This is a genomic window from Streptomyces sp. NPDC002853 (assembly GCF_053591915.1).
In genome coordinates, this window is sequence record NZ_JBSFUS010000011.1 from 248,767 (window position 1) to 261,653 (window position 12,887).

The window sequence follows — 12,887 nt, forward strand, 5'->3', positions numbered from 1 at the left end:
GAGCCGGTGAAGGGACGGCACGCCGAGGATGCCGCCCAGGCCCGACGCGGTCAGTGCGCGGCCGACTCCCAGTCCGCCCCCACGCCCACCGACACATCCAGCGGCGCCCGCAGCGACACGGCGCCCGCCATCTCGCGGCGGACGAGCTTCTCCACCTCGGTGCGCTCGCCCGGAGCGATCTCCAGGACGATTTCGTCGTGGACCTGGAGCAGCATGCGGGAGTCGAGTTTCGCCTCCGTCAATGCGCGGTGCACGTTCAGCATGGCGATCTTGACGATGTCCGCGGCCGTGCCCTGGATCGGGGCGTTCAGGGCCATCCGCTCGGCCATCTCGCGGCGCTGGCGGTTGTCGCTGTTGAGGTCGGGGAGATACCGGCGGCGGCCCAGCATCGTCTCCGTGTACCCCGTCGCGCGGGCCTCGTCGACGGCCCGGCGCAGATAGTCGCGCACCCCGCCGAACCGCTCGAAGTAGGTGTCCATCAGGGCACGGGCCTCGCCCGCCTCGATGTTCAGCTGCTGGGAGAGACCGAACGCGGACAGGCCGTACGCCAGGCCGTACGACATGGCCTTGATCTTGCGGCGCATCTCGGCGTCGACGGCGGAACCCTCCACACCGAAGACCTGGGAGGCCACCGTCGTGTGCAGGTCCTCGCCCGACTCGAACGCCTCCAGGAGGCCCTCGTCCTCGGAGAGGTGGGCCATCACGCGCAGTTCGATCTGGCTGTAGTCCGCGGTCATCAGGGACTCGAAGCCCTCGCCGACCACGAAGCCGCGGCGGATCGCGCGGCCCTCGTCCGTGCGGACCGGGATGTTCTGGAGGTTCGGCTCGGTGGAGGAGAGGCGGCCCGTGGCCGCGACCGTCTGGTTGAACGTCGTGTGGATACGGCCGTCCGCGGCGATCGACTTGATGAGTCCCTCGACCGTGACGCGGAGCTTCGCCTGCTCGCGGTGGCGCAGCATGATGACCGGCAGTTCGTTCTCGGTCTGGGCCGCGAGCCAGGCCAGGGCGTCGGCGTCCGTGGTGTAGCCGGTCTTGGTCTTCTTCGTCTTGGGGAGGTTCAGCTCGCCGAAGAGGACTTCCTGGAGCTGCTTGGGCGAGCCGAGGTTGAACTCGTGGCCGGCCGCCGCGTGCGCCTCCTTCACCGCCTGCTGCACCGCGCCCGCGAACTGCTGCTCCATCGCCTCCAGATGGGCGCGGTCCGCCGCGATGCCGTGCCGCTCCAGGCGGGCCAGCAAGATCGACGTGGGCAGCTCGATGTCGGTGAGGAGATTGCCCGCACCGACCTCCGGCAGCTTCTCGCCGAAGGCGGCGCCCAGGTCGAGGATCGTGCGGGCCTGCGACATCAGCGCGTCCGCCTCGGCCTGGTCGTCCTCCTCCGTACCGAAGGCGAGCTGGCCCTCGGCCGCCGAGGCGGGCGCCAGCTCGCGGCCCAGATATTCGAGGGACAGGGCGTCCAGGGCGAAGGAGCGGCGGCCGGGCTTGACCAGGTACGCGGCGAGCGCCGTGTCCATGCTGACGCCCTCCACCGTCCAGCCGTGCTCGGGGAAGACCCGCATCGTGGCCTTGGCGTTGTGCAGGACCTTGGGCTTCTTCGGGTCGGCGATCCAGGCGGCGAAGGCCTTCTCGTCGGCCTCGTCCAGGCGGGAGGGGTCGAACCAGGCCGCCGCCCCGCCGGCCGCGGCGAGGGCGACCTCGGTCACCGAGCCCGTGCCGAGCTGCCAGGTGTCGACCGTGGCCATGCCGAGGACGGCATTGCCGTGCTCGGTGAGCCAGGGGGCGAGCTCACCCGCGCCGATGACCGTGCCGTCGAGCTCCACGCCGGGCTCGGCCGGGGTCTGATCGGCCTCCTCGGCGCCGGGGTCGACGGCCAGGAGGCGCTCGCGCAGCGAGGGGTTACGGATCTCCAGGGTGTCCAGGACCATGGCGAGGGCCGTGCGGTCGTACGGAGCGCGCTCCAGCTCGGCGACCGTCTTGGGGAGCTCGACGTCGCGGACCATCTCCGTGAGGAGGCGGTTCAGCTTCACCGCGTCCAGGTGGTCGCGGAAGTTCTGTCCGGCCTTGCCCTTGACCTCCTCGGCGCGCTCGACGAGGTCCGCGAAGGAACCGAACTGGTTGATCCACTTCGCGGCGGTCTTCTCGCCCACTCCGGGGATGCCGGGGAGGTTGTCGGACGGGTCGCCGCGCAGGGCCGCGAAGTCCGGATACTGGCTGGGCGTGAGGCCGTACTTCTCCTCGACCTTCTCCGGGGTGAAGCGCGTCAGCTCCGACACACCCTTGGTCGGGTACAGCACGGTCACGTGGTCGGTGATCAGCTGGAAGGAGTCGCGGTCGCCGGTGACGATCAGGACGTCGAAGCCGGCCGCCTCGGCCTGGGTGGCGAGGGTGGCGATGACGTCGTCCGCCTCGAAGCCGTCCACCGCGAACCGCACGGCGTTCATCGCGTCGAGCACCTCGCCGATCAGCTCGACCTGCCCCTTGAACTCGTCCGGGGTCTTGGAGCGGTTCGCCTTGTACTCGGGGAACTCCGTGGAGCGCCACGTCTTGCGCGAGACGTCGAAGGCGACCGCGAAGTGCGTGGGCGCCTCGTCGCGCAGCGTGTTCGCCAGCATCGACGCGAAGCCGTAGATCGCGTTCGTCGGCTGGCCCGTCGCGGTCGTGAAGTTCTCCGCGGGCAGCGCGAAGAACGCCCGGTAGGCCAGGGAGTGCCCGTCCATGAGGAGCAGGCGCGGACGCTGCTCGCCACTCGGCTTCGTCGCGGTCTCGGACTTCTTCTTCGCTGCTTTTTCTGCCACGTCCCCGATCCTGCCACGCCCCACTGACACTCAGGCCCAACCCTCACCCGCGACGGCTCCGCCGGCGGCGCGTGGGAGGATCGGAGACATAGCTCACGCACGTGCTCGAAGGGGAGCCGACCATGGCAAGGAAGTCGCCCAAGGGTGATCCGGTCCAGGACGCGCCGCAGGTCGCGCAGGCGCAGCACTCCGCGGCGGGCATTCCCGCCATCGGGCATTCGCTGCGCATGGCCCAGCAGCAGATGGGGGTGCGCCGCACGGCGCTGACGCTGCTGCGGGTCAATCAGAAGGACGGCTTCGACTGCCCCGGCTGCGCCTGGCCCGAGCCCGAGCACCGGCACACCGCGGAGTTCTGCGAGAACGGCGCGAAGGCGGTCGCCGAGGAGGCCACGCTGCGCCGCGTCACCCCCGACTTCTTCGCCGCGCACCCCGTCGCCGACCTCGCCGCCCGCAGTGGGTACTGGCTGGGCCAGCAGGGCCGCCTCACCCACCCGATGTATCTGGCGGAGGGCGCCGAGCGCTATGAACCGGTCTCCTGGGAGCGGGCCTTCGACATCATCGGCGAGGAACTGGCCGCGCTGGACGGCCCGGACGAGTCCGTCTACTACACCTCGGGCCGCACCAGCAACGAAGCGGCGTTCCTGTACCAACTGTTCGCCCGTGAGCTGGGCACGAACAACCTGCCCGACTGCTCGAACATGTGCCACGAGTCGTCGGGCTCCGCGCTCACCGAGACGATCGGCGTCGGCAAGGGCAGCGTCCTCCTGGAGGACCTCTACAAGTCGGACCTGATCATCGTCGCGGGGCAGAACCCGGGCACGAACCATCCGCGCATGCTCTCCGCCCTGGAGAAGGCCAAGAACAACGGCGCGAAGATCATCACGGTCAATCCGCTGCCCGAGGCCGGCCTGGAGCGCTTCAAGAACCCGCAGACCCCGCAGGGCATGCTCAAGGGCACCGCCCTCACCGACCTCTTCCTGCAGATCCGCCTCGGCGGCGACCAGGCCCTGTTCCGTCTCCTCAACAAGCTCATCCTGGAGACGGAGGGCGCGGTCGACAAGGAGTTCATCGGCGAACACACCCATGGGTACGAGGCGTTCACCGAGGCCGCGCGCGGCGCCGACTGGGACGAGACCCTCGCCGCGACCGGCCTCACCCGCGCGAACATCGAGGAAGCCCTCGCCATGGTCCTCGCCTCGAAGCGCACCGTCGTGTGCTGGGCGATGGGCCTGACCCAGCACAAGCACGCCGTGCCGACCATCCGCGAGGTCGTCAACTTCCTCCTGCTGCGCGGCAACATCGGCCGCCCCGGCGCCGGTGTGTGTCCCGTGCGCGGGCACTCGAACGTGCAGGGCGACCGCACGATGGGCATCTTCGAGCGGCCTGCGCCGGCCTTCCTCGACGCCCTGGAGAAGGAGTTCGGCTTCGCGCCGCCGCGCGAGCACGGCCTGGACGTCGTCCGCGCGATCGAGGCGCTGCGGGACGGCAAGGCGAAGGTGTTCTTCGCGATGGGCGGCAACTTCGTGGCGGCCTCACCCGACACAGAGGTGACGGAAGCCGCGATGCGCAAGGCCCGCCTGACCGTCCACGTGTCGACGAAGCTGAACCGCTCGCACGCCGTCACGGGCGCGCGCGCCCTGATCCTGCCGACGCTGGGCCGCACCGAGCGGGACCTCCAGGCCAGCGGCGAGCAGTTCGTGACCGTCGAGGACTCCATGGGCATGGTGCACGCCTCGCGCGGCCGCCTGGAGCCCGCGAGCCCGCACCTGCTCTCCGAACCCGCCATCGTGTGCCGCCTCGCCCGCCGCGTCCTGGGTCCCGAATCGGCCACGCCCTGGGAGGAGTTCGAGAAGGACTACGCCACCGTGCGCGACCGCATCGCGCGCGTGATCCCCGGCTTCGAGGACTTCAACGCCCGCGTCGCCGACCCCGCGGGCTTCGCCCTGCCGCACGCCCCGCGTGACGAGCGCCGCTTCCCCACGGCCACCGGCAAGGCCAACTTCACCGCGGCGCCGGTGGAGTTCCCGGCCCTGCCCGAAGGGCGGCTGCTCCTCCAGACGCTGCGCTCGCACGACCAGTACAACACCACGATCTACGGCCTCGACGACCGCTACAGGGGCATCAAGAACGGCCGCCGGGTCGTCCTGGTCAACCCCGACGACGCCCGTGAGCTGAGCCTCGCCGACGGGTCGTACGCGGACCTCGTGAGCGAGTGGAAGGACGGCGTCGAGCGGCGCGCGCCGGGCTTCCGGATCGTGCACTATCCGACGGCCCGGGGCTGCGCGGCGGCGTACTACCCGGAGACGAACGTCCTGATCCCGCTGGACGCAACCGCCGACACCAGCAACACCCCCGCCAGCAAGTCCGTCGTCGTGCGCCTGGAACAATCGGGGACCGACTGAGCGTTCGCTCAGTGACGGTGAGGACGACGAACGGAGCCGGGCCCATGGGCGAGCAGCACAGCGTGAAGTTCCCGCAAGAGGTCATCGACGAGTACGCGGCGCTCGGCGTGGACCTGCCCGCCCTCTTCTCCGCGGGCGATCTCGGCACCCGGATGGGCGTCGAGATCGTCGAGGCCTCCGCCGACCGCGTCGTGGGCACCATGCCGGTCGAGGGCAACACCCAGCCGTACGGCCTGCTGCACGGCGGCGCCTCCGCCGTCCTCGCCGAGACCCTCGGCTCGGTCGGCTCGATGCTGCACGGCGGGAGCACAAAGCTCGCCGTCGGCGTCGACCTGAACTGCACGCACCACCGCGGTGCCCGCTCGGGCCTGGTCACCGGCGTGGCCACGCCCGTGCACCGGGGCCGCTCCACGGCGACGTACGAGATCGTGATCACCGACGAGCAGGACAAGCGGGTGTGCACCGCGCGGCTGACCTGCCTGCTGCGCGACGTACAGCCCAACGGCTCGGCCGGATAAGGTGGTTGAGGGCGGGCGCGCCGCGCGGGGTCAGGTCCACTCGGGCACGCCCCACGCATTGTCGGGGCGTGCGGCCCCGGTCTAGCGTCGGTGCATGAGGCACCGGAAACAGCTCTGTGCGCTCGCCCTCACCACCCTCATCGCCACTGCCGGGTGCGAGAACGAACCCTCCGCCGGGACTCCCGCACCCTCCCCCGCCACCACCTCCCCCGAGGACCTCTGCACAGCCCTGATCACCAAGTGGGCGCGGCAGATCTACGACTCGGGCAAGGAGACCTACGGCGACTACCAGTCGATGGGCCTGTCCAACGGCCAGTACGAGATCCTGCGGGACACCCTCGACCTGGCCCGCGCCGAGCGCGACCGCCAAGGAGACGCCACCGGACGGAAGTTGATCACCCGTCAGGCACGTGAGCGCTGCGCGGAACGCTACCGCCACGGGGAGCCGAGCGGCGGGCCGTGGGTGTGAACGCCATCGGCCCCATCGAGCCGGGCGAGGACACCTACGCCGCCCCCGAGGGCCAGGACGCCGTACGCCCCGCCCGTCGCCCCCGTCCGCTCCTCACGCGCCGCCGCCGCACCGCCCTGGCCGTCGCCACGGCCGCGGTCGTGGGCGCCGCGGTGCTCAGCCTCCATCTGACCCGGCCCCGGCCGCCCGCGCCGCCGCCACCGCTCTATCCGTCGCAGACCGTGGCCGTCACGTACACGGGCGGGATGACGCACCCACGGGCCGGTGACCGCGAGTTCAGCTTCACCGTCCGCCTGAGTCAGGACTCGGGTCCGCCGGTGTCCGTCCGACGGGTCGCGCAGCCGTCGGAAGCACTGTCGCTGACCATCGCTCCCCATACCCCATTCAAGGTGAATACGGGAAGCCCTCGGACGGCACGAATCACTCTGCACATTCGCGAATGCGGAAAAGTGCAGCGGAATGCCGGACTCCCTTTTCTGATCGTAACGCTGCGTAATGTGCGCGCAATGCAGCTGCAGAGCTTCATCCTCGGATCGGCGTACGCAAAAGATCTTTCCGAGGCCCTGACAGCCGCATGCCCCCCGAACACTGATGTCATGAGTAAAACACCCTGACAGTCCTGCAAGTTCTCAGCATGCGGGATGCACCGAAGGTGGCTTATTCCGCCCCAACCACCCCCTGAGTTCCAGCCCGGAATACTCCGTGGCATAACAAGAGCGTCACACCTTTGGCCTGACCACTCCACCTGGAACAAAGCGGCCCTTAGAGTCACGGCCAGTCACCGCGCCCACCGGATTCCTGTCAGTTCGGTTCCGCGCTCGACTCGGCCACCCAACAGGGGACGGCCGTGCCAGGGGAAAGGACTGATCGTGCGTCAACGTTCGCTCATAGCCATCACCGCTGCATTCACCGCGGGGGCACTCACCCTCACCGCCTGTGGCTCACGCGACGACAAGGACAAGGACGACGCCGGGGGTGGCGGTACCACCGTGGTCATCGGCGTCGACGCGCCACTGACCGGCGACCTGTCCGCGCTGGGCCTCGGCATCCGCAACTCCGTGGACCTCGCCGCCAAGCAGGCCAACGAGAAGAAGTACGTCGACGGCATCACCTTCAAGATCGAAGCCGCCGACGACCAGGGCCAGCCCGCGTCCGGCCAGACCAACGCGACCAAGTTCGTCGCGAACAAGGAAATCCTCGGCGCCGTCGGGCCCCTGAACTCCTCCGTCGGCGAGTCGATGCAGAAAGTCTTCGACGACGCGAAGCTCGTCCAGGTCTCCCCCGCCAACACCAACCCGGCCATGACCCAGGGCCAGGACTGGAACGGCGGCAAGAAGGTCCGCCCGTACAAGGCCTACTTCCGTACGGCCACCACGGACGCCATCCAGGGCCCGTTCGCCGCGCAGTACCTGTACAACGAGGCGAAGAAGAAGAAGGTCTTCGTCGTCGACGACAAGAAGACCTACGGCGCCGGACTGGCCGCCACCTTCAAGGACGAGTTCACCAAGCTCGGCGGCAAGGTCGCCGGCACCGAACACGTGAACCCGGACACCAAGGACTTCGGCGCCGTCGCCACCAAGATCAAGAACTCGGACGCGGACGTCGTCTACTACGGCGGCGAGTACCCCGCGGCCGGCCCCCTCAGCAAGCAGATGAAGAAGGCCGGAGCCAAGATCCCGCTCGTCGGCGGCGACGGCATCTACAGCGCCGACTTCGTCAAGCTCGCCGGCAAGGAAGGCAAGGGCGACTACGCCACCTCCGTCGGCCAGCCCGTCGAGGAACTGCCCTCCGCCAAGGAGTTCATCGCCAACTACAAGAAGGCCGGCTTCAAGGAGGCCTACGAGGCCTACGGCGGCTACTCCTACGACTCGGCCTGGGCGATCATCGAAGCGGTCAAGAAGGTCGTCGAGGACAACGACGGCAAGCTGCCCGACGACGCCCGCGCCAAGATCGTCGAAGCCATGCAGGACGTCTCCTTCGACGGCGTGACCGGCAAGGTCTCCTTCGACGAATACGGCGACGCGACCAACAAGCAGCTCACCGTGTACCAGGTGAAGTCCACCGAGGACCCGACCAAGGGCTGGGAGCCGGTCAAGTCCGGCACCTTCACCGGCTGATCCACCCCGCAGCACGACACCACCGCGCGGGGCGCTGCCTCTGCAGCGCCCCGCGCGGCGTCGCATCCGTCACCTAAGCCGTACGGCCGGCGAGGCCAACCGCCACCGCCACCGGCCGAACGACACCGAAAGACTCGGAGGACCTGCGGTGCACGAACTGCCGCAACAGCTGGTCAACGGCCTGCTACTGGGATCCATGTACGGCCTGATCGCCATCGGCTACACAATGGTCTACGGCATCGTCCAGCTCATCAACTTCGCCCATGGCGAGATCTTCATGGTCGGCGGCTTCGGCGCCCTCACCGTATGGCTCTGGCTGCCGGGCGGCACCAGCATGTGGCTCGCCCTGCCACTGATGCTCATAGGCGCCGTCATCGTCTCCACCCTCATAGCGGTCGGAGCCGAACGCTTCGCCTACCGCCCGTTGCGCGGCGCACCCCGCCTCGCACCCCTCATCACCGCCATCGGCCTCTCCCTCGCGCTGCAACAGGCCGTCTGGGCCTGGTACCCCAACGCGAAGTCGTCCCGCACCTTCCCCGAGATGCCCGGCGACTCCATCCACATGGGCTCCGTCACCATCCAGCCCGGCGACATCTTCCTGCTGATCACCGCCCCGATCTGCATGTTCGCCCTCGGCTACTTCGTGATGAAGACCCGCGTCGGCCGCGGCATGCAAGCCACCGCACAAGACCCCGACACCGCCAAACTCATGGGTGTCAACACCGACCGCGTCATCGTCGTCGCCTTCGCCATCGGCGCCGCCTTCGCCGGCATCGCCGCCGTCGCCTACGGCTTCCGCTACGGCGAAGTCCAATTCCGCATGGGCTTCCTCTGGGGCCTCAAAGCCTTCACCGCCGCCGTCCTCGGAGGCATCGGCAACATCTACGGCGCAATGCTCGGAGGCCTCGTCCTCGGCGTCGCCGAAGCCATGGCCACCGCCTACATGAACGACATCCCCGGCATGAGCCAACTCGGCGGGCAGTCCTGGGCCGACGTCTGGGCCTTCGTACTCCTCATCGTCGTACTCCTCGTCAGGCCACAAGGTCTCCTTGGCGAGCGCGTCGCGGACAGGGCGTGACAACCATGACCACACAGACCACCGCGGCCGACGCGCCCAACCCCAAGCAGGACAACACCCCCACCGGCCTCATCGCCATCCCCGAAGGCCCCGCCCGCGCACTGGCCACCGGCGGCGGCATCCTCACCATCATCTCCACGTTCATGGCATGGACCTGGACCGCGGCATTCCCCGGCGACCTCACCGTCTACGGCTACCCCGGCGGCCTCCAAGTCCTCGTCCTGATCGCCGGCATCCTCACGACGCTCTTCGGCCTCGCCTCCTACGGCGTCAAGGGCGTCCGCACGCTGACACCCGGCGGCGCCGACGCCGCGCTCAAGTACGCGGCACTCGCCGCCTTCGCCACCACCTGGTACACGATCATCTCGATCAGCTACCAGCTCGGCGGACTCGCCAACCTGGACCCCGGCGCCTGGGTCGCCGCCATCGCCACCCTCGCCGCCTTCGCCGGCGCCCTCGCCCTGCCCTTCACCCGCCCGCACACCTACGCGGTCGACCCCGAAGACACCAGCGGGGAACAGTTCAAGCACCGCATGCGCAACGGGCTGATCATCTTCAAGGGCGCCTTCGCAGCCGAAGCCCCGCCCACCCCGCGCAAGCTCCCCAGCTACATCGAGATCCTGATCATCGTCGCCGCACTCGCCGTGGGCCTCCTGGTCTTCACCTACGGCATCGGCACCGAATACGACGAACTCTTCATCGGCTTCCTCATCACCGTGGCATTCAGCTTCGCCGCGCTGTCCAAAGCCGGACTCGTCGCCCAGGTCTCCACCTACACCGCGCGACACCGCAACATCACACTCGGCGGCGCCTTCGCCGCCGCCGCGGCCTTCCCGTTCACACAGAGCGACGACCAATACGCCACCATCGGCGTCTACATCCTCATCTTCGCCACCGTCGCACTCGGCCTGAACATCGTCGTCGGCCTCGCCGGACTCCTCGACCTCGGATACGTCGCCTTCCTCGGCGTCGGCGCCTACGCGGCATCCATGGTCTCCGGATCACCGTCCTCACCCTTCGACGTCCACCTGCCGTTCTGGGGCGCCATCCTCGTCGGCGCCAGCGCATCCCTCATCTTCGGAGTGCTCATCGGCGCCCCGACACTGAGACTGCGCGGCGACTACCTCGCCATCGTCACCCTCGGCTTCGGAGAAATCTTCCGACTCGTCGCGATGAACTCCGACGGCACATCGGGCCCCGACATCACCAACGGCTCCAACGGCATCTCCTCGATCCCGAACCTCAAGATCCTCGGATTCGACTTCGGCATCGAACACTCCATCTTCGGCGTCACCATCGGCCGATTCGCGAACTACTTCTTCCTGATGCTGCTCATCACCCTCGTCGTCGTGCTCGTCTTCCGGCGCAGCGGCGACTCCCGCATCGGACGCGCCTGGGTCGCCATCCGCGAAGACGAGACCGCCGCACTCGCCATGGGCATCAACGGCTTCCGCGTCAAGCTCATCGCCTTCGCCCTCGGCGCCACACTCGCCGGACTCGCGGGCACAGTGCAGGCACACGTCACGTACACCGTGACACCCGAGCAGTACCAATTCGCCAACACCGTCCCGCCCAACTCGGCGTTCCTGCTCGCCGCAGTCGTCCTCGGCGGCATGGGCACCATCAGCGGACCCCTCGTCGGCGCGGCACTGCTCTACCTCATCCCCAGCAAGCTCTCCTTCCTCGGCGACTACCAGCTCTTCGCCTTCGGCCTCGCGCTCGTCCTGCTCATGCGCTTCCGCCCCGAAGGCCTCATCCCCAACCGCCGCCGCCAGCTCGAATTCCACGAAGCCGAACTGGCCCCCGGCGACACGCCGCCACCCACAGTCCTCAGCAAGACAGGGGCCTGAGCCATGACCACCGACACCACCACCAGCAAGGACAACCCCGCCGCCACACCGGCCGGGGAAACCGTCCTCGACGCCCGAGGCGTCACGATGCGATTCGGCGGCCTCACCGCCGTACGCTCCGTCGACCTCACCGTCAACAGCGGCGAGATCGTCGGCCTCATCGGACCCAACGGCGCAGGCAAGACCACCTTCTTCAACTGCCTCACCGGCCTCTACATCCCCACCGAAGGCGAAGTCCGGTACAAAGGCACGGTCCTGCCCAGCAAATCCTTCAAGGTCACCGCGGCCGGCGTAGCCCGCACCTTCCAGAACATCCGTCTCTTCGCCAACATGACGGTCCTGGAAAACGTCCTCGTCGGACGCCACACCCGCACCAAGGAAGGCCTCTGGTCGGCCCTCCTGCGCGGCCCCGGCTTCCACAAGGCCGAAGCCAAGTCCCGGGAACGCGCCATGGAGCTGCTCGAATTCGTCGGCCTCGCCGACAAAGCCGAGCACCTCTCCCGCAACCTCCCCTACGGCGAACAGCGCAAGCTGGAAATCGCCCGGGCGCTGGCGAGCGAGCCGGGCCTGCTCCTCCTGGACGAGCCGACGGCGGGCATGAACCCGCAGGAGACCCGCGCCACCGAAGAACTCGTCCTCGCCATCCGGGACATGGGCATCGCCGTCCTCGTCATCGAGCACGACATGCGCTTCATCTTCAACCTGTGCGACCGCGTAGCCGTACTCGTCCAAGGCGAAAAACTCGTCGAAGGCGACAGTGAAACCGTCCAACAGGACGACCGCGTCATCGCCGCCTACCTGGGCGAACCCTTCGAAGGTGCCCCCGGCAGCACAGAAGCCGACGCCACGGGCAACGAGGAGAACAGCCGATGACCGCACTGCTCGAAGTCGAGGACCTCAAGGTCGCCTACGGCAAGATCGAAGCCGTCAAAGGCATCTCCTTCAAGGTCGAAGCCGGCGAAGTCGTCACCCTGATCGGCACCAACGGCGCAGGAAAGACCACCACCCTGCGCACGCTCTCCGGACTCCTCAAGCCGGTCGGCGGCTCCATCAAATTCAACGGAAAAACACTGCGGAAATACCGCGCCGACCAAATCGTCTCCCTCGGGCTCGCCCACTCCCCCGAAGGCCGGCACATCTTCCCGCGCATGACGATCGAGAACAACCTCCGACTCGGCGCCTACCTCCGCAGCGACAAATCCGGCATCGAAAAAGACATCGCCCGCGCCTACGAACTCTTCCCCATCCTCGGGGAACGCAGAAAACAGGCCGCAGGCACCCTCTCCGGCGGCGAACAGCAAATGCTCGCCATGGGACGCGCCCTCATGTCCCAGCCGAAACTGCTCATGCTCGACGAACCCTCCATGGGTCTTTCGCCGATCATGATGCAGAAGATCATGGCGACGATTTCCGAACTCAAGTCCCAGGGCACGACCATCCTGCTCGTCGAACAGAACGCCCAAGCGGCGCTCTCCCTCGCCGACCACGGTCACGTCATGGAAGTCGGCAAGATCGTCCTCTCCGGCACGGGCAACGACCTGCTGCACGACGAATCCGTGCGCAAGGCGTACCTCGGCGAGGACTAGGCCCCCCAGCACACGAAAAAGGCCCGCACCCCGGCTTCGGGGTGCGGGCCTCTCTCGTACGTCTTCGTGCGCGCC

10 protein-coding genes are annotated in these 12,887 nt (G+C 68.3%); 9 read left to right on the top strand and 1 reads right to left on the bottom strand.

Going from position 1 to position 12,887, the window contains the following annotated elements:
• Positions 1–50 precede the first annotated feature (50 nt).
• Positions 51–2,792 carry a DNA polymerase I gene (gene polA / locus ACWD02_RS30030; protein ID WP_451215762.1) on the bottom strand — a complete coding sequence of 914 codons (2,742 nt, stop codon included), beginning with the start codon at positions 2,790–2,792 and terminating at the stop codon, positions 51–53.
• Positions 2,793–2,914: 122 nt separating this feature from the next.
• On the opposite strand from polA, the gene ACWD02_RS30035 reads away from it, so the two are divergent.
• The 9 genes from ACWD02_RS30035 to ACWD02_RS30075 all read left to right on the top strand — a co-directional run bounded on the left by ACWD02_RS30035 (position 2,915) and on the right by ACWD02_RS30075 (position 12,812).
• Complete coding sequence (locus ACWD02_RS30035; protein WP_451215764.1) at positions 2,915–5,194, top strand: FdhF/YdeP family oxidoreductase; 2,280 nt, start codon at positions 2,915–2,917, stop codon at positions 5,192–5,194.
• A gap of 44 nt (positions 5,195–5,238) precedes the next feature.
• A complete protein-coding gene (locus ACWD02_RS30040; protein ID WP_451215766.1) occupies positions 5,239–5,712 on the top strand; it encodes a PaaI family thioesterase in 474 nt (157 codons plus the stop codon).
• 94 nt (positions 5,713–5,806) lie between these two features.
• Positions 5,807–6,181: a hypothetical protein gene (locus ACWD02_RS30045; RefSeq protein ID WP_451215768.1), complete on the top strand. Its 375-nt coding sequence runs from the start codon at positions 5,807–5,809 to the stop codon at positions 6,179–6,181.
• A complete protein-coding gene (locus tag ACWD02_RS30050) occupies positions 6,172–6,795 on the top strand; it encodes a Tat pathway signal sequence domain protein (protein ID WP_451215770.1) in 624 nt (207 codons plus the stop codon). Before ACWD02_RS30045 ends, ACWD02_RS30050 begins: the two co-directional genes overlap by 10 nt.
• Positions 6,796–7,050: 255 nt before the next feature.
• On the top strand, positions 7,051–8,298 hold the full coding sequence (locus ACWD02_RS30055) for a branched-chain amino acid ABC transporter substrate-binding protein (RefSeq protein WP_451215772.1): 1,248 nt from the start codon (positions 7,051–7,053) through the stop codon (positions 8,296–8,298).
• A gap of 148 nt (positions 8,299–8,446) precedes the next feature.
• Positions 8,447–9,376 (top strand): branched-chain amino acid ABC transporter permease, encoded by a 930-nt coding sequence (locus ACWD02_RS30060; RefSeq protein WP_249590523.1) that lies wholly within the window; start codon positions 8,447–8,449, stop codon positions 9,374–9,376.
• Positions 9,377–9,381: 5 nt separating this feature from the next.
• Entirely contained in the window at positions 9,382–11,226 is a 1,845-nt protein-coding gene (locus ACWD02_RS30065; protein WP_451215775.1) for a branched-chain amino acid ABC transporter permease, read from the top strand.
• A 3-nt stretch (positions 11,227–11,229) separates the two neighbouring features.
• Positions 11,230–12,099 carry an ABC transporter ATP-binding protein gene (locus ACWD02_RS30070; RefSeq protein ID WP_451215777.1) on the top strand — a complete coding sequence of 290 codons (870 nt, stop codon included), beginning with the start codon at positions 11,230–11,232 and terminating at the stop codon, positions 12,097–12,099.
• Positions 12,096–12,812, top strand: coding sequence for an ABC transporter ATP-binding protein (locus ACWD02_RS30075; protein WP_451215779.1), 717 nt, complete (start codon positions 12,096–12,098; stop codon positions 12,810–12,812). Before ACWD02_RS30070 ends, ACWD02_RS30075 begins: the two co-directional genes overlap by 4 nt.
• The last annotated feature ends 75 nt before the right edge of the window (positions 12,813–12,887 follow it).